The sequence below is a fragment of the Longimicrobiales bacterium genome (genome assembly GCA_029245345.1).
Classification (GTDB): Bacteria; Gemmatimonadota; Gemmatimonadetes; order Longimicrobiales; family Gaopeijiaceae; genus CALFPJ01.
Genome location: JAQWPM010000018.1, coordinates 15,980 through 36,971 on the forward strand (window position 1 = coordinate 15,980; position 20,992 = coordinate 36,971).

General features: G+C 62.0%; 12 protein-coding genes. 8 read left to right on the top strand and 4 right to left on the bottom strand.

Translation table 11 applies throughout. From position 1 onward, the window contains the following. Positions 1-33: 33 nt before the first annotated feature. The 3 genes from P8L30_09830 to katG all read left to right on the top strand — a co-directional run bounded on the left by P8L30_09830 (position 34) and on the right by katG (position 6,160). On the top strand, positions 34-2,136 hold the full coding sequence (locus P8L30_09830) for an amino acid permease (GenBank protein MDG2240492.1): 2,103 nt from the start codon (positions 34-36) through the stop codon (positions 2,134-2,136). A 194-nt stretch (positions 2,137-2,330) separates the two neighbouring features. Continuing rightward, positions 2,331-3,293 (top strand): aldo/keto reductase, encoded by a 963-nt coding sequence (locus tag P8L30_09835; protein MDG2240493.1) that lies wholly within the window; start codon positions 2,331-2,333, stop codon positions 3,291-3,293. A 656-nt stretch (positions 3,294-3,949) separates the two neighbouring features. Continuing rightward, on the top strand, positions 3,950-6,160 hold the full coding sequence (gene katG / locus P8L30_09840; GenBank protein ID MDG2240494.1) for a catalase/peroxidase HPI: 2,211 nt from the start codon (positions 3,950-3,952) through the stop codon (positions 6,158-6,160). Positions 6,161-6,575: 415 nt separating this feature from the next. On the opposite strand, the gene P8L30_09845 is transcribed toward katG, so the two are convergent. The 3 genes from P8L30_09845 to P8L30_09855 form a co-directional block, all read right to left on the bottom strand. Then, on the bottom strand, positions 6,576-7,994 hold the full coding sequence (locus P8L30_09845) for a sodium/solute symporter (GenBank protein ID MDG2240495.1): 1,419 nt from the start codon (positions 7,992-7,994) through the stop codon (positions 6,576-6,578). A 106-nt stretch (positions 7,995-8,100) separates the two neighbouring features. Next, the gene (locus P8L30_09850; GenBank protein ID MDG2240496.1) at positions 8,101-8,877 is read right to left on the bottom strand and encodes a hypothetical protein; all 777 of its coding nucleotides are present in this window, start codon (positions 8,875-8,877) and stop codon (positions 8,101-8,103) included. Continuing rightward, positions 8,787-10,001: a membrane dipeptidase gene (locus tag P8L30_09855; GenBank protein MDG2240497.1), complete on the bottom strand. Its 1,215-nt coding sequence runs from the start codon at positions 9,999-10,001 to the stop codon at positions 8,787-8,789. The genes P8L30_09850 and P8L30_09855 overlap by 91 nt, the downstream gene beginning before the upstream one ends. 511 nt (positions 10,002-10,512) lie before the next feature. On the opposite strand from P8L30_09855, the gene P8L30_09860 reads away from it, so the two are divergent. The 4 genes from P8L30_09860 to P8L30_09875 all read left to right on the top strand — a co-directional run bounded on the left by P8L30_09860 (position 10,513) and on the right by P8L30_09875 (position 16,124). Beyond that, positions 10,513-13,101, top strand: a complete 2,589-nt coding sequence (locus P8L30_09860; protein ID MDG2240498.1) for a DPP IV N-terminal domain-containing protein — start codon at positions 10,513-10,515, stop codon at positions 13,099-13,101. A gap of 61 nt (positions 13,102-13,162) precedes the next feature. Then, a complete protein-coding gene (locus P8L30_09865; protein MDG2240499.1) occupies positions 13,163-13,873 on the top strand; it encodes a methyltransferase domain-containing protein in 711 nt (236 codons plus the stop codon). After that, positions 13,831-15,042 carry an NAD(P)/FAD-dependent oxidoreductase gene (locus tag P8L30_09870; GenBank protein MDG2240500.1) on the top strand — a complete coding sequence of 404 codons (1,212 nt, stop codon included), beginning with the start codon at positions 13,831-13,833 and terminating at the stop codon, positions 15,040-15,042. The genes P8L30_09865 and P8L30_09870 overlap by 43 nt, the downstream gene beginning before the upstream one ends. Continuing rightward, positions 15,039-16,124, top strand: coding sequence for a type III polyketide synthase (locus P8L30_09875; protein MDG2240501.1), 1,086 nt, complete (start codon positions 15,039-15,041; stop codon positions 16,122-16,124). The genes P8L30_09870 and P8L30_09875 overlap by 4 nt, the downstream gene beginning before the upstream one ends. Before the next feature lie 41 nt (positions 16,125-16,165). Here P8L30_09875 and P8L30_09880 read toward each other — a convergent pair whose 3' ends face one another. Continuing rightward, a complete protein-coding gene (locus P8L30_09880; protein MDG2240502.1) occupies positions 16,166-17,596 on the bottom strand; it encodes a hypothetical protein in 1,431 nt (476 codons plus the stop codon). A 134-nt stretch (positions 17,597-17,730) separates the two neighbouring features. Here P8L30_09880 and P8L30_09885 point away from each other — a divergent pair, with 134 nt between their 5' ends. Next, positions 17,731-20,937, top strand: a complete 3,207-nt coding sequence (locus P8L30_09885) for a hypothetical protein (GenBank protein MDG2240503.1) — start codon at positions 17,731-17,733, stop codon at positions 20,935-20,937. The last annotated feature ends 55 nt before the right edge of the window (positions 20,938-20,992 follow it).

A 20,992-nucleotide genomic window follows, 5' to 3' on the forward strand; every position in this document is an offset into this window, starting at 1 on the left:
AGCACGTCCGTCTCTTCACGATGGATGCTGCCCATGGCTGACGCGCACCGAGGTCCGGCGAACCCGCAATCGCTCGAGAAGCAACTCGGCCTGTGGGATGTATACGCTTTGGCTACGGGTGCCACGCTCAGCTCCGGCTTCTTCTTGTTGCCGGGCATCGCAGCCGCAGGTGCCGGTCCCGCGATGCCGCTCTCGTACCTGTTGGCGGCGCTCATTCTTTTGCCCGGACTTCTGAGCAAAGTCGAACTTGCGACGGCCATGCCGAAGGCAGGAGGGATCTATTACTTCCTGGATCGGAGTATGGGGCCTCTGGTGGGCACGATCGGCGGCTTCGGGACGTGGATCGCGCTCATCCTGAAGTCCGCCTTCGCCTTGGTGGGTGTCGGTGCCTATTTGCACCTCTTTTTTCCAGGCCTGGAGCTCGGCCCCATCGCCGCAGCGTTCGCCATCTTCTTCGGCGTGGTGAACTACTTCGGAGCGAAAAAGAGCGGATCGTTTCAGGTTCTGCTGCTGATCGGGTTGTTGATCTTGCTGCTCTGGTTCTGCGGATTCGGGCTCATGCAGATGGAGTTCGCGCAATTCGAGGGTTTCTATGATTCCGGCAGTACGGGGGTGATCGGTACCGCCGGCTTAGTGATCGTCAGCTACATGGGGCTCACCAAAGTCTCCAGTGTCGCAGAGGAGGTTAAGGATCCAGAAAGGAACCTCCCGCTCGGCATGTTCCTGGCGTTTGCGACCATCGTTGTGGTCTACACCGTGGGCACGTCCGTCATGATCGGCGTGGTCGGGATCGATGTCTTGGCCGCAAACGGGGGCGATCTGACACCGGTCGCCACCGTTGCTGAAGCCCTAGTCGGGCCGTGGGGAAGGTTGGTCATGACGGTGGCGGCCGTGCTCGCCTTTTCATCGGTAGCGAATGCAGGGGTCCTGTCGGCGTCGCGCTATCCGCTTGCCATGGGTCGCGATCGACTCCTTCCCGATGTTTTTGGGAAGATCGGAGCGCGTGGAACACCAACGCTGGGCATTGTCGTCACGGTGCTCTTGATCTTGCTGTGCGTCACTCTATTCGATCCGACTAAGATCGCGAAGCTGGCGAGTGCGTTTAAGCTCGTCATGTTCGCGCTTGCCTGCCTGGCCGTCATCGTCATGCGTGAGAGCGGCATCGAATCGTACGATCCCGGATTTCGATCTCCGCTGTATCCTGGCATCCAGATCGTCGGGATACTCGGATCCTTCTGGCTGATTGTGAACATGGGTATTCTGCCGACCCTGTTTACTGGAGGGCTGATCACCTTCGGAGCGATGTGGTTCACCTACTACGCTCGAGACCGAGTGTCGCGCGAAGGTGCCATTTTCCATGTCTTCGAGCGCTTGGGACGCCAACGATATGACGGCCTAGATCGCGAGTTGCGGGAGATCATCAAGGAACGTGGGCCGCGTGAAGCAGATCCATTCGAAGAGCTGCTGACAGAGGCCGATGTGCTCGATGTCAAAGGCCCGGTACTCTTCGAGAAACTTGCGGGATTAGCCGCGCAGCGCATGGCCAAGACACTGCCGTTGGCGTCTGATGAATTGTGCTCAGGGTTCTTGGAAGGGACGCGTCGGGGAGGGACACCCGTGTCACACGGTGCCGCGCTTCCCCATATGCGCTCAGACCTTCTGCGTTCTCCGAGCGTTCTGCTGGCCCGTGTACCAGGCGGGGTCGACTTCGAGGGGCAAGCTGAGATCGCTCCGGATGAAGTCGTGCGAGCGGTCTTCTTCCTCGCCAGTCCGGAAGAGGATCCCGGGCTGCATCTCCGGATTCTGGCTCAGATTGCCCGGCGCGTTGATCAAGATGCGTTTATGGATGAGTGGCTAGCGGCCTCGAGTGACGAGGAACTCAAAGAAGCACTCTTCCGGAACGAGCGCATGCTCGTCATTACCCTCAAGTCCGATCGGGGCGGGGCTGATTTGATTGGACGGAAGCTTCGCGAGGTGTCGCTCCCGGAAGGCACGCTGATTGCCATGTTGCGCCGGGACGACCAGTTGTTATTCCCGAGCGGTGATACCTCGTTGGCAGAAGGCGATCGCCTCACGGTCCTTGGGCGCCCAGAGGGCGTGGCAGCACTACGGGAGCGGTACGGGCTACCGACGTAGAGTTGAGCGGCCAGATGCGGTTCAGCGTCCAGGCGCTGGCGGCGGAGACGAGCCGGGCGGTCTAGTCGATCGCCGGCCCCGCCTGGGGGAACCGCCGCCGGCTGATTGGGGTCCATTCCTCAACGATCCGCAGTCCCACGGGGTCATCGAAGTACCCACAAGTTTCATTCCGTTTACACCTGCCTGGATTGCCCATGATCACTCGACGCGATTGGCTTCGACTCAGCGCTACTGCTACCGCAGCCCTCGGCCTGAAGCCCAACCTGCTCATGGCACTGCAGGACGGCGCGGTGAACACGCGACCCATTCCCTCGAGTGGCGAGCAACTTCCCGTCATCGGACTCGGTGGGCGGTGGATCAACAGTAATTCGTCAGTTGAGGAGCTCGCCGACCATCGGGCCGTCATGCACGAGCTCGCGAAGGATGCCGAGGGTGTGGGACGACTCTTCGACAGCGCGGCCGGATACGGCGGGGGTGGCTCCGAGGAATACGGGGGCCAGTGGGGCGACGAAGACGGATTCGGCGACGACATCTTCTGGGCCACGAAGGTGAATGTGGTCGGGAGAGGGAGTTCGGAGGCCGACCCCGCAGCCGTGCGTGAGCAGATCGAGCGGTCGTTCGAGCGCATGCGCCGCGACGTGATCGACCTCAATCAAGTGCACAACATGGGTGATCCGGCGACGCAACTCGGGATCCTGAAGGAATACAAGGACGAAGGCCGGATCCGCTACATCGGCATCACCACGACGAGCGCAAGGCAGTACGGCGAGTTGGAGCAGGTGATGCGGGACTATCCGATCGACTTCATTGGCATCGACTACGCGATCGATAACCGCGGTGTGGAGGAGCGGATCCTTCCCTTGGCCCAGGATCAAGGGATCGGGGTGCTGGTCTATCTGCCCTTCGGGCGGAGCCGCATGTGGTCACGGATTGGCGATCGGGAGCTCCCGGAGTGGGCGGCTGAGTTCGATGCGCATACCTGGGCGCAGTTCATGCTCAAATATGCCGTGGCCCACCCGGCTATTTCCGTCGCCTGTCCGGGCACGGGCGACCCCGAGCACATGATCGACAACCTGGGTGGGGGACGGGGACGGATGCCTACCCCGGATCACGTACGTCGCATGGTCGAGTGGGAGTCGACTCTGCCGAGCGCCTAGCCTCAGCGGGTGGCTACAGGGGCGGGGGCGTGGACGTTGGGTTCCATGCCCCCGCCTTGCATTTGGCCGGCTCAGCGCCCGATGAGGCGCTCGCTGATCTCGCGCAGCTCGGCCCGCGCCCCCGCATCGTAGGGCTGGGCGTACCGGGTTCGGCTCGGGCGCCCGTCGACGAAGAATTGCTACCCCTCGTCTGCAACGGCTTTAAAGACTAAAGAGTGCGTCGAGACGGTGATCATCGCCGCCAAAATGGGTCGCAATATCATCGCCTCGATCGCACCGCTACCATGGGGTGCTCGCCCCGAATGCCGGACTCCGGGCCGGGGTAATCCACTTCGGCAGTCTCCAAGCCGAGATACCCACTGCCCAGCTGCTGAGCCCAGGACCAGAGTCTTCCACCGATGCTGAGCCCACTCGCCCTCCAGCTCCGCTCGTGTCCGCTGGGCCACCCTGCTCGCTCGGATCTTGAGGTGCTGCCGCTTCTCTGTCCCGCGTGTGGTGGCCAGATGAGCATTCTCGCGTTCCTCTGAACGACTTCGGAGCACTCTTAAACGCTGCTTATGCCTCACACAATCATCAGTAATTTGACGTAATATCTAAATTCGCGGACAATTATCGGTCGTCGAGACCACTCAACGCACCACGATATAGGAAGACCCATGGACGAACATGCTGGCGAGACTGCAGGCAAATGCCCCGTCATGCACGATGTCGACATACCCACGACTGCGGAGGGTACGTCGAACCGCGACTGGTGGCCGAACCAGCTGGACCTCTCGGTCCTCCACCAGAACTCTCCCGTGTCCGACCCCATGGGCAACGCGTTCAACTACGCGAATGAATTTAAGAAGCTCGATATCGAGGTCCTCAAGAAGGACCTTTTCGAGCTTATGACTACATCGCAGGCATGGTGGCCGGCCGATTACGGTCACTATGGACCTCTCTTCATTCGGATGTCCTGGCACAGCGCTGGCACCTACCGCACCGGAGACGGCCGCGGCGGCGCGTCCTCGGGCACCCAACGCTTCGCGCCTCTCAATAGCTGGCCTGATAACGGAAACCTCGACAAGGCGCGCCGACTGCTTTGGCCGATCAAGCAGAAGTACGGCAGCAAGATCTCCTGGGCCGACCTCATGATATTCGCGGGCGACTGTGCCCTGGAGTCGATGGGGTTCAAGCCCTTCGGGTTCGCCGGTGGACGTGAGGACATCTGGGAACCCGAGGCAGACATCTATTGGGGAGCCGAGACTGAGTGGCTCGGTGACAAGAGATACTCTGGTGAGCGTGACCTAGAGAGACCTCTCGCCGCCGTTCAGATGGGGCTGATCTACGTGAACCCGGAAGGGCCGAACGGAGAACCGAGCCCTGTCGCTTCCGGGCGCGATATTCGTGAGACATTCGGGCGCATGGCCATGAACGACGAAGAGACCGTCGCACTCATCGCCGGCGGACACACGTTCGGTAAGTGCCACGGCGCTGGCGATGCCGGGCTCGTCGGCGCAGAGCCCGAGGGCGCCAGCATCGAAGAGCAGGGCCTCGGCTGGAAGAACAGCTTCGGCAGCGGCTTGGGCGTCGATGCGATCACCAGCGGAATCGAGGGCGCGTGGACTCCGACGCCGACCCAGTGGGATCACAGCTACTTGGACACCCTGTTCGGCTACGAGTGGACTCTCGTGAAGAGCCCTGCCGGAGCCTGGCAATGGATTCCGACCGACCCTGCCGCAGCGCAGGCGGTACCGGATGCACACGATCCGTTGAAGCGGCACGCACCCATCATGACCACGGCGGACCTCGCGCTTCGGTCAGACCCGATCTACGAGCCGATCGCCAGGCGCTTCCATGAGAACCCAGAGCAGTTGGCAGACGCGTTCGCCCGGGCCTGGTTCAAGCTGACACACCGCGACATGGGTCCTCGCACTCGCTACCTCGGAGCCCTCGCTCCAACTGAGGAACTCATTTGGCAGGATCCGATCCCCGCGGTCGACCATGAACTGATTGACGCGGGGGACATCACCACGCTCAAGGCGAAGATCCTCGCTTCGGGGCTTTCAGTCTCCCATCTGGTCTCGACCGCCTGGGCGTCGGCGGCCACGTTCCGCGGCTCAGACAAGCGCGGTGGAGCGAACGGTGGTCGCCTGCGTCTCGAGCCACAGAGGAGCTGGGAAGTCAACCAGCCCGCCCAGCTGACGAACGTGCTGGAGGCCCTCGAGGCAATCCAGACGGCGTTCAATAATGCTCAATCCGGAGGAAAGAAGGTTTCGCTTGCCGACACGATTGTCCTGGCTGGCTGCGCGGCCGTGGAGAAAGCCGCGCAGAATGCCGGGCACGAGGTGGAGGTCCCCTTCACGCCCGGGCGCATGGACGCATCGCAGGAGCACACTGACGTGGAGTCGGCAGCCGTACTCGAACCGATCGCAGACGGCTTCCGCAATTACCTGAAAGCCGAGTTCACCGTGTCTGCGGAAGAGCTGCTGGTCGACCGAGCGCAACTCATGACGCTGACGGCACCAGAGATGACGGTGCTCGTTGGTGGCATGCGCGTCTTGAACGCGAACGTCGATCAGTCGCCGCACGGTGTCTTCACCGAGCGTCCAGAGACGCTTACCAACGATTTCTTCGTAAACCTGCTGGATATGAGCACAACATGGGCTGCGGCATCGGACACCGAAGACGTGTTCGAGGGGTGCGATCGTGCGACGGGGGCCAAGAAGTGGACCGGCACCCGCGTGGATCTCATCTTTGGATCGAACTCCCAGCTACGCGCGATCGCAGAGGTCTACGGATGTGACGACGGGCAGGGTGCCCTTGTGCGTGACTTCGTCGCCGCCTGGGACAAGGTGATGAACCTCGACCGCTTCGATCTGGGGTAGCCTCAGGGGCCTACGGCTCAGCCGCATGCGGCCAGGCTTCGCTCCAACCAGTCATGTGAGCAGCAACCGGGGTGGCGTTCCGAGTCCTGAAAACGCCACCCTTTGCTGTGCCTGCAACTGTTTGCCTAGCCGCGTGAAGCCTTCAGGTCCAACCGCCTCGCCCGGGCGTTGGCGTAGACTGGCTTGAGTAGCGCGTCCGCCATTCGGTCCTGTCCAATTCGTCCTGTCCATTCAGGATATGCTTTCACCCAGCCGGCACAGGCCCTTGCCGACTCGCATATGACCGCGAGAACGGCATCGTTTCTCGCGCAGCGTGAAGAAACGAATGAGCTTCACCGTGACCACTCCAACGGGTTGAGGCGCGGGCCTCAGTGTATGAGCGAGGCTGCCAGCCTCACCCGCTCCCCGCGGGGTGTCAAGAATCGAAGTAGGGCGCGATTGCAGACGGAGGTGGTGGGGGTGTGGCCAAGCTGACCCCGACAAAGAGCGTCGCGGAGGCCAGGAACCCCGCGAGCACCGGCTCGACTGATGCGGGTCCAAACCATTCCCAGGCGAACGTCGCTACCACTCCGCCGATCATCGCGGCTGCGGCCCCCTCCTTGGTAGCTCGGCGCCAAACGATTCCACCGACGACCGGCATCACGAAGGCGGCCGCCATCAGCGCTGTGAAAAGCAGGACGATAAACTGGACCAACTCCCCCTCCCCGACGCCGCTCAAGAGCAAGACCACGGGGACCGAGCCGACCAGGAGGATCCCGACCCGATCGATCCACATCCGACGCTCGGGGGTCACGTCGGGATTCAACAGGTTCTGGTAGATGTCCACCGAAAGCGCAGAGCCGGCGACAATGAGCAAAGAGTCCACGGTCGACATCATCGCTGCGGTAATCGCGGCCAACATCACCGCGCCCAGCGTGGTCGGCAGCACCGCAGTCGCGATCATCGGCATCGCGAGGTCGCCCGTTGGCAGTTCAGGAAAAAGTACAATCGACGCAAGCGCCAAGATGAAGACCAAGAGGTTGAGTCCGAGGATCGTCACGATGGCAAAAAGAATACCGCGCCGGATCGTGCTCATGTCTTTCATCGCGTAGAGCCGAATCAGCTTCTCCGGCGTGGCGATCCCGCCTAGGAAGAACGAGAGCCCCATGGTGAGGAGAAGTGTCCCGGGCATCGTCTCCCACGTGAACACCAGCGGGTGCGCTGATTCAACCAGGTGCAGCAGACCGCTGATACCGTCTACCTGGCGAAGAACGAGAGGCACTGCAAAGACCGCCCCGAGCGCCATCACGACCAACTGGAACGCATCCGTGTAGACGACTGCGATCATTCCGCCGATGACGGTATAGACCAGAAGGATGACGGTGAACGCGACCATCCCTGTGGTGGTCGAGACACCGAAGACCGTGTTCGCGATCAGCCCTCCGGCCACGATCTGCGCCTGGATGTACACGACGGTCGCAATGAGGATGATCAGCGCGGCCAAGCCCCGAATGCCCTTTCCGTAGTAACGAGTCTCGATGAACGCGGGCAGCGTCAGCTCTTTCTGCTTTGTGAAGCGCGGCGCGAGCACCGCGACCATGAACCAGTATGAAAGAGGGATGGCGAGCAGCACCCAGCCAAACGACCAACCCGCGGTGTACATGACGCCGATCGTTCCTACGAACGTCCCAGCAGATGTGTGCGTTGCTGCCATGGTGGCGCCGCCTGTGAACCACCCGAGTTCACCGCCCGCGATCCAATAGTCCTTTTCGTTCCGCGTGGCCCGCAGGGCATACCAGCCGATCGCAAAGACGACGGCGAAATATCCGACGAAGACCCACATCTGAGTCGTCATTTGTGTTCCACCCACCACAACCACACCGCATAGCCCACGACGACGACCGCACACACGAGGAAGAGGCCCCAAAAGACGAACCCGGGCTGCCCGACGATGTGCTCATTCATGAGAGCTTGGCCCTCAAATGACGCCACCCGAAGCCGGCGAATACAAGAAGGATCAAGCCGGCCGCGAGGTCGATCGCGAGAGGCACCCCCGGGCGCCATCGGCCGTCCGCATCAGCGCGCAGGCTGACGACCGAGGGAAGAACTGCCAACTCGACTGAGTGAACGCCACCCTGGTCAGCGCGCAATCCGGTCGGAAAGCTCTCAGACACAGCCCACACTTCGGGCAAGGCGACCTCCGCGCGAAATACGTCAGGCCCTCCCTCGGACGGTGGAAGCGCAACGACAAGGACGGGTATATGAACGCTCACTCGCTCACCATTCCGCTCGACCGCGTTCGCAACCCAGTACCGCGCCGTGAACGCAAACGTCGGGCCCGGGCCGACGTTCAGCGTAAAGTCAGTCGCCCGCATCGACCCAACTTCTGGTTCCAGGCGGATGGGTGTACCGGTCTCCCGCTCCCCCAACCAGAAGACCTCCGCAGAAGCGTCGCCGAATTCCAATAACTCGAAACGGAGCGGCGCGATGCCCTCCGTGTCCAACACGTACTCAATGCGGACCTCCGCGCCTCCGTCATCCGGACTGAGGTCGGCAAACAGGTGCGCGGAGCGGACGGTCGATTGGGCCGAAACCGGCGCCGCGGCAATCAGGACCGCTGATGCGGCCCACCACGCGGTGCGGATCCTCAGCTCCAGGCCTGTTCCATGACCCGCATCGCGTTCCCGCCCATCGCTTTCGCGATGTCCTCGTCCGAATACTCGTTCTTCACGAGCCATCGGATGATGTTGCGAGAACCTTCCGTTGGGTTTTCGAGACCCTCGACGTACTCGACCTCCTCGTATTCCTGCCCCGGCTTCGTGGTACCCTTCGAGTCTTTGAGTGATAACGAAGCCATATAAGTGTGGTGCAAGCCCACGTGGTCTCCATACACCGTATCCGGGCCAAAGCCGACGTGGTCGATGCCCACCAACGCCTTTACATATTCGAAGTGCTCCATGAACGCGTCGAGATTGTGCGTTCGGTTGTTCTCAGTGAGCGTGGTGTGCGGCGCGCATTCGATACCGATCACCCCTCCCTTCGCAGCTACAGCTTCCAACACGTCGTCAGGCGCGAGCCTCTTCGATTCCCAAAGCGCACGCGCGCCGATGTGAGAGAGCACAATCGGCTTTTCGCTCCACTCCACCGTGTCGAGCGTCGTCTGATCCCCGCAGTGCGAGCAGTCGATAAGCAGCCCGACCTTGTTCATCCGTTGGACAGCTCGCTGGCCGAACTTGGTGAGGCCCCCGTCTCGGTCCTCCTTCAGTCCGTTCCCCAGCGCGTTCGACTCGGAATAGGTGATGCCGAGCGAACGCAGGCCGAAGCCGTGCAGCAGATCAATCCGGTCCAGATCGTGTTCGATCATCGCTGCCCCTTCCATGGTCGCGACCCACGCGACCTTACCCTCGTCGTGCGCACGCTGGACATCACCAATGCGCTGGCAATGAAGGACGAAGTCCTGATGGGCCAGATCACAGAGCCGCATGCCCAGATCGTGGAGGACATCGTCCCACTGCCACCCCGACGAAGAATGGATGTGGCAAATCCCGTCCATGAGGTTGTCGAACACACAGTCCCAGTGGGACGCTGCGAGCCCCTTGAACGCCGTGTGCATACGGCCGTGACGGGCGTACTCTGGGGTCTCTTGGATCTTGTCCGGGAAGACCCCGACGTGCTCGTGCATCGACACCAAGAGGCTGGCGTCGATGAGGCTTCGCACACGGGTTTCGTCCTCTTCGCTCAGCGGAAGCGTGTACGGCGGCACGCGCGTGAGCTCGTCCGCTAGGTCGAAGGACTTGTAGTCCTTCCCAGCTTCCAGATAGGAGAAAGACGAATATCCCTCGTACTTCTTCGTGAGGCTCATGCACTTCCTAGAGTGATGGTGGAACTAGGCTTGGACTGTCGGTAGGCACAACGTGGGGACGTTGCACTCGGCGGGCCATATTCCCCCGGAGAGCCCTCCAGCGTTCGCAATCCCCTTCCATCACCGCCAAGAGGTCCACGACCTCGAAAGACTTGAGGAGGCAGGGGAGGCCGGTCTCACGGATGAACGCCTGCCTGCCTGGATCTAGAGCATCGCCGGTGACGAAGACCACATGAGCCCTGATGTCCTCGACATCGCGCATCCTATTGAAGAGCTCACGCCCATTTATACCTGGCACACGAGTGTCAATCAGTGATTGGTGCGAGTCAGGTGACGTGTCTTGTGAGCTGCTCATATTGCCTCCGCGCGTACACTATTCGCACAGCATTGGTATGCGACAGTCCGCAGATGGGGCAGCTGGCCGCGCGTGACCACGCCACCCATTGCCATCCACGACGAAACCAAGCCTCTTGGTTGAGCGTACATTCCACCTCAGCACGAGTCCGATTCCATGCCCGAAGCGCGAAGCCGCCGCCCCCGGTTCTTACTCTCGTTCTTTGTAATAGCCGCATCGATGTTCGTGACCGAAGCCCCCGAGTTGACCGCCCAGGAAATGGAAATGGTCGGGGGCTCAGGTTCTGCCAACTTTGACCTCGCCGCGCGATTCGCGCCCTACAAGTTCACCGACATGGTGCACAGCACGACGGTGGCACCGAATTGGATCGAAGGCGGCGAGCGGTTCTGGTATCAGTGGGACAACTCGGACGGGACGTTCTACTACCTGGTTGATCCGGTTCGTGGCACGAAGGCACAGCTCTTCGACAACGACCGCATGGCCGCAGAACTGACCCGGATTACACTAGACCCGTGGGACGGTCAGCACCTCCCCATCCGATCGATTCGCTTCATAAGCAACGATGTCTTCCAGTTCGAGGTCGAGTCGTCTCAGGACGAAGAGGCCGATGACGAGGCCGACGAAGAGGAGACCGACGGAGAGGAGCAGGACGACGAGCGATCTGGGCGACAGAGCGCGGACAAGCTCGTGCACCACTTCGAGTTCACGGTCTCCACGCAGACGCTCCGCGAGCTCGACGACTACGAGGAGCCGGACAGTCACCCGGGTTGGGCCAGCGTCTCGCCGGACGGAGAGACCGTCGTCTTCGCCAAGCAGTACAACCTCTGGATGATGAGCGGCGCCGACTACGCGCTCATCCTCGACGCTCGCCGGGGCGAAAGCGGTGACGAGGCAGAAGAGGCCGAAGAGGACGTCGACGTGACTGAGGTTCAGCTCACGACCGACGGGGAGAAGTACTACGACTACGGTGGCGGGTCGGGCCGTGGCGAGACAAACGTCTCCGAAGTCGAGAACATGGACGACCGGAAGCGTGCGGGGATCTCCTGGTCCAAGGACTCGCAGAAGTTTGCCATCGTTCGTAGGGATGCACGCGAGGTCGGCCTGCTGTGGGTCGTGCACTCGGTCGGCAACGATCGCCCCGAACTCGAGACCTACACGTACGACATGCCGGGCGATTCAGCCGTGACCCAAAGCGAGTTGCTCATCTACGACCTCGCAGACCGCTCCATGGTCCAGGTCGATGACGATCCGTGGCAGGATCAGATGATGTCGGTCCTCAGCGACCAGCAGTTCGTCTATCCAGACTCGGATGCACCGCGGCAGTCACAGTGGCTCTCCGACAGCTCGGACGAGATTTTGTTCACCCGAATCTCTCGGGACAGGAAGCGCACAGACGTCATGGTCGCGAATACGGCCACGGGTGCGGTGACGGCGGTCATCGAAGACCGCCTCAACACCTACATGGAAACGCGCACACCCATCCAGCTCGCCAATGGAGACCTGTTGTGGTGGTCCGAGCGCGACGGCTGGGCGCATGTCTATCGGTACCGGGCGGACGGCACGCTGGTCGGCCAACTGACGCAGGGCCCCTGGCATGTGCAGGGCCTGATCGGCGTCGATGAGGTCCGCGGTCACCTTTTTGTGAGCGGAAACGGCCGCGAGAACGGTGAGGACCCGTACTACCAGCACTTGTATCGGGTGAACCTCGACGGATCAGGCGTGACACTCCTCAACCCCGGCGAGTACGACAACCGCTTCAGCATGGGCGAGTCGCGTCGTTTCTTCGTGAACAGTTACTCACGGGTGAACACGACACCGGCGTCGGCCCTTTACAGCGCGGCAGGCCAGAAGGTTCTCGATCTCGAAGAGGCCGACTTCAGCGCCCTCACCCAAGCGGGGTACCAGTTCCCAGAGCCGTTCCAGGCCGAGGCCGCCGACGGCGTCACCGACATCTACGGGGTCATGTACAAGCCGTACGACTTCGATCCGAACAAGCAGTATCCCATCGTCGCATATGTATATCCGGGACCTCAGACCGAGTCCGTATCCAAATTCTGGTCGACGAACACGGCTGAGCAGGGTCTCGCCCAGTTCGGCGTAATCGTGGTCACGCTCGGGAACCGAGGCGGCCATCCAGGCCGCTCCAAGTGGTACCACAACTACGGATACGGCAACCTTCGGGATTACGGGCTGGACGACAAGAAAGCGGTCCTAGAGCAACTGGGAGATCGCCACGACTTCGTCGATCTGAACCGCGTCGGCATCTATGGCCACTCGGGCGGTGGATTCATGTCCACAGCGGCCATGCTCGTCTATCCAGACTTCTTCAAGGTCGCGGTCTCGTCGTCGGGGAATCACAACAACGACGTGTACAACCGGAATTGGTCCGAGACGCACCACGGTGTGCAGGAAGTCATCGACGACGACGGAGAGGTGACCTTCGAGTTCGATATCGATAAGAACTCTGATCTCGCGGCAAATCTGAAAGGGCACCTCCTACTCACAACAGGCGACGTCGACAACAACGTGCACCACGCGGGTACACATCGGATGGCGGAGGCGTTGATCCGTGCCAACAAGCGCTTCGATTTCTTCGTCTTCCCGGGGATGCGCCACGGCTACGGGAACATGGGTAACTACTGGTTCTGGCTGCGGGCGGAATACTTCGTGAAACACCTGCTTGGTGACGACCAGTGGAGTGCGGACATCATTCCGTTGCAGAACGACAGCCCGCTGTCGCGTTAGCTGGATGAAGAGAAAAGCCCCTGCCGGTGAGACTCCAGTACCTCACCGGTAGGGACGCTCCGTGATCCTACCTGATCTGAGCCAGCGCCGTCTGCAGTCTGAACTGATGGATGACTCGGATCTCGATCCACGTCGGCATCACGGTGCGCTACGCGCGCTCGAGACCATCAACGCGCTTTCTTGGTCGGCTGGGCGCATCTGGAAGGAGGTGCTCCGTTTGAGTCGGACGAGGGACCAGCCCATCCGCGTGCTGGACCTCGCCTGTGGCGGCGGGGACATCGTTCACGCCCTACAGCGGCGGGCAGCATCGGCTGGCTTGTCCGTGGAGATCCACGGATGCGACCGGAGCCGGGTGGCTCTCGACTTCGCTCGTGCACGAAAAACGCAGCGTGGCCCGGCCATCGAGTTCTTCGAACTCGACCTTCTCGACTCACCTCTCCCGGACGACTACGACTTGTTGTGTTGCTCACTCTTTTTTCATCATCTGCGTCGAGAAGACCTAGTCGACCTACTCACTCGCATGAGCCGCGCGGCACCTGCGGTGTTCGCCCAGGACCTACTCCGCACCTCGGTGGGACATCTGCTCGCACGTGTCGCGCTCCACGTGTTCACGACTTCCGACGTCGCTCGAGTCGACGGACTGAGATCAGTCGAGGGCGCCTTCACGCTGACTGAAATCGCGGAGATCGCCGAGACCGCGGGACTCAGGGGGGTCGATATCCAGAGGTGTTGGCCACAACGCTTCTCGATGTCGTGGCGGCGCGCTGGATGACACTTGAGCAAACACAGTGGGATGCCATCGTCGTGGGAGCAGGGCCGAGCGGCGCGCTTTGTGCCTTCGAGCTGGCGACGATGGGGGCAGAGGTCCTCCTGCTCGACCGTCAGGTCTTTCCGCGCTGGAAGGTCTGCGGCTGCTGTGTGAGTTCCGGAGCACAGACAGTCCTGGAGGAAGCGGGTTTGGGGGACGTTCTCATGCGCGCCGGTGCCACGAAGCTCACCTCCCTCCGGCTCGGAGGTTGGTCCCAGGTCGCCCACGTCTCTCTCCAGCAGTCACTAGTGGTCTCGAGGTCTGTTCTAGACCAAGCGCTGGTCGATGCAGCTGTGGATGCTGGTGCGGTCTTCCGCGCGGGTGTGCGCGCTCGACTTGGCCGGGCGGGCTCCAGTCACCGTTCTGTGGCGATCAAGTCCGGGGGTGCGGAAGTCATGCTGTCGGCCCGTGTAGTTGTGGACGCGACCGGCGTCGGTTCTGCCTTCCAGGCGGGACTGGGCGATGCCGGACCCAAGAGCATCGTGGCGCCAGACTCGCGCATCGGATATGGGGCCGTCTATCGACTCGGCTCAGGGCTCTCTCCGCTCCTTGACGCCGCGTACCCGAGAGGCATCGTCCATATGGCGATCGGGCCCCGTGGGTACGTCGGTCTGGTGAGGCTCGAAGACGGCTCGCTCGACGTCGCGGCCGCCTTGGCGCCCGCGATCGGCAAGGCTGTTCATCCGACGGAATTGGTCCGGAATATCCTGAAGGAAGCTGGCTTCGTCGCGCTTCCGGATACGCCGGACGCCGGTTGGAAAGGAACGCCACAACTGACGCGCAAGGGCACCAAAGGAGGAGAACGCTTCTTAGCGGTGGGAGACGCGGCGGGGTATGTGGAGCCATTCAGCGGTCAAGGCATCGCGTGGGCGCTCGCGGGAGCACGAGTGCTCAGCCCCATCGCCGCAGAGGGAATCAGAAGCTGGGACGACCAGTTGGTGTCCCGATGGGAGAAGGAGTACGACCACACGGTCGGCGCCTCGACTCGCTTCTGCCGAGGGGTCTCCTGGGCGCTCCGCCGACCTCTTCTGTCCAAGACTGGAGTGAGACTCCTTCGGCGCTTTCCGACCGCTGCCGGCCCATTCGTGCGGCGCGCGGCCGCATCCCCACTTCGTCTCCGCACCTCCGCATGAGTCTCCGCATAGAGGGCATTGGCCTGGCCGTTCCGGAGCAGTCGATTACCCAAGCGAACGCTGCGGAAATGATGGTCGGACTACTGCATCCCGGTGGAGGCAGAGAAACAACGGTGCGGGCGCTTTATAAGCGTTCGGGCATCCAGACTAGGCACTCGGTCTTGCTCGCCTCCGGGGAGCCTCGCCAGTCGTTTTACCGACCCGCCGAGACTTCATCGGACGAAGGCCCGTCCACGGCTCGCCGGATGGAGGTCTTTGAAGCCGCGGCCCCGAGCCTGCTGCACCGGGCCGCAGAAGATGCACTGGACCAATCCGACCTTCGACCCGGCGACGTCACTCACCTGATCACCGTGTCATGCACCGGCGTCTACTCACCGGGGCTAGACGCCTCTCTGATCGAGACGTTGGGCCTCTCCCGCTCCATCGAGCGGACGCACGTAGGCTTCATGGGCTGCCACGGATTCCTGAACGGACTCCGCGTGGCACGGTCTTTCGCCGAATCAGACCCAAGCGCGCGGGTCTTAGTGGGTGCTGTGGAGTTGTGCTCGTTGCACATGTCGTACCGATGGGATCCGGACGCCATCGTGACCAACGCGTTGTTCGCGGACGGCGCCGCGGCTCTGGTTGGCTCAGGCGCACCGCGTCACGCCGACGACGAACCATGGCGGGTGGCGGCCCAGGGGACCTTGCTCCTCCCGAATTCCTCGGACGCCATGACCTGGAAGGTGGGCGACCACGGCTTCCGGATGACGCTGTCTGCCGGGGTCCCCAGTCTGATCGAGTCGCACGTCGGCAAATGGCTGACGGAGTGGTTGGCCGGGCACGACCTCGGAATGGAGGACATCCGATCCTGGGCCGTACACCCGGGGGGGCCGCGCGTGCTCACCGCGTTCGGTGCGTCCGTGGGCCTCGACCGGGCCGAGTTGGACGTGTCTCGCGACATCCTCTCCGAGTACGGCAACATGTCCTCAGCGACGCTCCTCTTCATCCTAGAGCGCCTCCGCGCGACGGAAGCTGAAACGCCATGTGTGGCGGTCGCTTTCGGGCCGGGGCTCGTGGCGGAGGTCGCCCTCATTCTCTAGCCGAGTCCTCGGCCTGGTTTCTCATCCCATCCAGGGAAGGCCTACCGGACCGTCAAAAAGATCGGGTTCGAGTAGAACCAGAGGTCATCCCACGGATCTTCGGTCGGCGGATCGTTCTCCGGCTCGAGCTCGTCACCGTTCGTGCCACGGACACGGACATACATGTCCTGATCGACGTTCGGAATCGTCACGTTCACGACGATGTAGTCGCCGTCACGGCTCCACTCGGAGCTCGTGAACCGCTGAAGGATCGCCGTCGTCGGATTCGTGTCGACCGTGGGGTCGTCCAGGTGGCCGTATACCTCGCCGATGATGACGTCCACGCGACGGACCTCAGGCGAATCGCCATGCGAGTTCTCACCGGCAGGATCGAGAACACGGACCGAAATCTGGACGTCTGACCCTGAGGACACCTCGAGTTCACCTCCGATTTCGGCTTCAGTTCCACCTGCTTCGGCCGTAACCCACAACTCCGAAACCAGATCACCGAGCGTCACGAAGACGCGGCCGCCGCGAATCCCGTCCAGAATGTCGTCGTGCGCTTTGTCCGCGTAGACATAGGTCTTCGAGTACTCGCCTGGCCAGAAGTCCGCCCCACCCTCACGCCAATTCACGTGAGAGTCCGAATTCGCCGTAATCCACCAGTGGCGCCCTTCCCCCAGCATCGAGTCCCAGAAACCGCCGAGGCGCGCGGTCATCTGATCGAATCCGCCCATGGTGGGCTGCCGCCCGTACGCTCCACGCGGTCCGGGTGTGACCGAATCACCCGTTGCCCTGAACACGACCGCCTGGTGGCCCGGGGCGCCCTCCATGCCAATCGCGACATTCGGGGCGGTGTTGTTCCACCTACGGAACTCCGCCGGAGCGTCCAGCCCGTATACCCCGATGCTGTCCGCCGACCGCGACGGATGGTGGGCGATCACAACAGGAGGTTCGTCCATATCCCGCATATGCTCGAGCGCCTCGATCATCTTGGGCTCGGTATTTCGGGTCGGATCTCTCGGCCAGGCATCCCTCGTCGCAAAACTGCTCTCGAGTTCCTCGAGCTTCTCAGCTTCGTCGTGCGTGTGCGGCATGATCATGCTGCTGTGATCCGCGCCGGGCGTGTCGAACTCCATCGCGTAGAATTGCACAACCTCGGGTACGGCTTTGCGGGAAAGAAGTAGCTCCGGGTACGCCTGTTCGCGGTTCACCTTCGAGTGGTTGGGGCCACCATGATCAGTGCCGACCATCCAGCTCAGGCCGTAGTACCGGGCCATCGTGGCGTTCATCGCGATCGGGTAAATCGCGTCTCCACCCTTGATGGCCGTGGGCGGGTCCGTCTCCGTGTCCCAGCCCACACTCCATCGGCTATGGATATGGTGGTCACCGGAAATCCAGGCGCGTGAGGACTGGGCTTCAGCATTGCCCACTGCGACCAGACTGAGAGCGACGACTGCGCTGGCACTGGCGACAAGGTTCGGACGGATCATGGCACCGGATGTGAAGAGAAATTCCCCATTGTTCGACCATAATAGGCGAAAGAGGTTCCATCGCCATGGCGCCGCACCGCCTCTCGCGTCACTCTGTCCGGGTTCAAATCACGCCCGCATCAAGGAGTGCGCACTTGTCGTTCCACCGCCTGATTGCCCCATCATCGTGGGCCCTGACACTGGGACTTTTCGCCGCTGCTGTGGCGCCCGCTGTGGCACCCGCCCTGGCATCGGCCCAGCACGTCGACCCGTCGCAACTTTCCGGGCTCTCATACCGCCACATCGGCCCCGACGGCAACCGTGTGATCTCCGTCCTGGGAGAACCGGGAAACCCGCTCGTCATGTACTCGGGCGGCGCTTCCGGCGGGCTCTTCAAGACCGAGGACGGCGGGGTTCGCTGGTTCCCCATCTTCGATGACCAAGAAGTGTCGTCGGTGTCGGCCCTCGCAATGGCTCCCTCTGACCACAACCAGATCTGGGCCGGAACGGGAGAGACGTTTCTGATCCGCCCTGCTCACGCGATGGGAGACGGGATCTATAAGTCGACCGATGCGGGAGCGTCGTGGGCGAACGTCGGACTCGAAGAGACAGGCAGGATCGGGCGCATTCGGGTGCACCCAACGAACCCGGACATCGTTTACGCATGTGCGCTGGGTCATACATATGGGCCTCAAGCGACTCGTGGCGTCTACCGCACCGAAGACGGCGGTGACAACTGGGAACTGGTGCTCCATGTGAGCGAGGAGTCTGGGTGCGTCGACCTCGCGCTCGACTCCAACAATCCCCGATTCCTGTACGCCTCAATCTGGGACGTACACATCAACACGTGGGGCCTGAACTCCGGTGGCCCCGACTCCGGCGTGTGGCGCACTGAAGACGGTGGCGACACTTGGGAGAAGGTCTCCTCGGTGGGCCGTGGGCTTCCAGACAGTAACGAACAGACTCTCGGCAAAATCGCGGTCGAAGTCGCGCCGAGTGATCCGGGGCGGGTCTACGTGTTGACGGAAGAAGACGCACCCCGCCTATACCGGTCGAACAACTACGGCCGCACGTGGCAGCACGTCTCCACGAACCACACCATGAATGAGCGCGCGCCGTACTACACGCGCATCGGAGTAGACCCGGAGAACGCGGACAAGATCTACTTCATCAGCGTCCGTTTCTCGATGTCCGTCGATGGTGGGCGGACGCTCGTCCAGGGCGGACCGAACGGTGGCGGAGACACACACGACATCTGGATCGATCCCACAAATCCCGACTACATCATTGTCGGGGACGACGTCGGGAACACCAACGTTTCGCACAACGGGCAGTCCTTTCGCCGGCACCGCCTGCCCTTCGCCCAGATGTACCACGTCGCCGTCGACGACGAAGTGCCCTACAACGTCTATGGCAACCGACAGGACGGGTACTCGTACCGCGGCCCTTCGAATTCTAGGACCGGTTCGATCCCCCTCGGACTCTGGCAGGACGTCGGCGGCTGCGAGTCGGGCTTCGCCCAGCCCCTGCCTGACGACTCGAACATCATCTGGTCCGGCTGCTACGATGGTGGACTCGAGATCTACGACCATCGCAACAAACAGGTCCGGAACGTCCGGGTGTGGCCCGAGGCGGGCTACGGATGGGCGCCAGCGGACCTAGCGGTTCGCTGGCACTGGAACTTCCCCATCCACATCTCACCACACGACTCTGACGTCGTTTACGTCGGCTCGCAGTTCGTGCACCGCACCGAAAACGGCGGCCACTCGTGGGACGCAATCAGTCCGGATCTCACGCTGAACCTAAAAGACCATCAGCAGTCGTCCGGCGGCGTAGCCATCGACAATCTCATGACCTACGACGGTTCTCTGGTCTTCGCGATCGCAGAATCTCCGCTCGAGCAGGGAACGATCTGGGTCGGCACGAATGACGGACAAGTGCAACTCACGCGTGACGCCGGAGCGACCTGGACCAACCTGACAGAGAACATCGGAGGTGTCCCTGCGTGGGGCACGATCGCCAATGTGGAGCCGTCCCGTTTCGACGCGGGCACAGCGTACATCTCGGTCGACCTGCACCAAATGGGTGACTTCGATCCTTGGATCTACAAGACCGACGACTACGGAGAGAACTGGGAGAAGATCAGCGATGGCATCCCGTCGTCTCCCCACTCGTTCGTGCATGTAGTGCGCGAGGACCCGAAACGGCCTGGAATGCTCTTCGCCGGCACCGACAACTCGGTGTGGATGACATTGGATGACGGAGACAATTGGACGAAGCTGCGCCTCAATATGCCACCCGCTCCGGTCTACTGGCTGGTGGTCCAAGAGCGCTTCGACGATCTGGTGATCGGAACCTACGGACGGGGCTTCTACATCCTGGACGACATCGGATCGCTACGGGCACTGGACGCGGAGACCATGGCGTCCAATGAACTCTTCGACATCCGGCCCGCGTACCGCTGGCAAGAAGTCCAAGGCATCAAGACCGAGGCCAGCATGAGCACCGGCCAGGATCCACGGTACGGAGCAGACATCAACTATTTCGTCGCAGGCAGCGGGGGACAGGCCCGCATCACCATAAGTGACGCAGACGGCTATGTGGTTCGAGAAATCAACGGACCGGCGCGCGCCGGGATCAATCGGGTGTACTGGGACCTGCGCCACCCAGCACCGCGCCTGCCCCGTTTCTACACGAAGCCGCCAGGGAAAGACTTCGTCCCGCTCGAACAAGGCGGTGACCGCGTCGTGTACGTGTGGGATATCGACCTGATCCGTGGCCAACGCGGGCCTCTGGCCGTACCGGGGACGTACACAGCGACGCTCACACTCGGCGATGAACAGTTCACTAAAGAGTTCGAGGTCCTGAAAGATCCCTACTCCACCGGAACGCTGGCAGATATCCGTACCCAGGTCGCGGTAAGCCTTCAAATGCGTGATCAGATTTCCGACATCACATCCGTGATCGAACGCATGGAGCACACCCGGGTGCAGCTACAGGCCGCGGCGGGAGCGCTCGCGCGAGACGAGAGCGCCGCTACAGTCCATGCTGAGGTGGAACGACTGGAGGCCATCGCGACCGACCTCGAGGGGCGGCTGGTGGATGTGAATCTCACCGGAGCGCGCGAGGACTCATTCCGCAATCCGATGCGTCTATATGGCCGTCTCAGCGCCCTAGCATCGGATATCGATTGGAAGGGTGCGGACTTCGTTCCGACAGTGCAGCAGGGCGAAGTGCATCAGGTGCTCACCGAGCGACTGGAAGAGGCCAAACAGGCGATCCAGGCCTTCTTCGACGGTGAGCTGAACCGTCTGAACGACCAGCTCGGGGCCCTGGGTCGACCGGCCATTATCTCGGAGTGACGCGGTTCCCTGCCTAGCCTAGCGTCTTTGGTGACTGGGGCCGCCCCCCTTAACA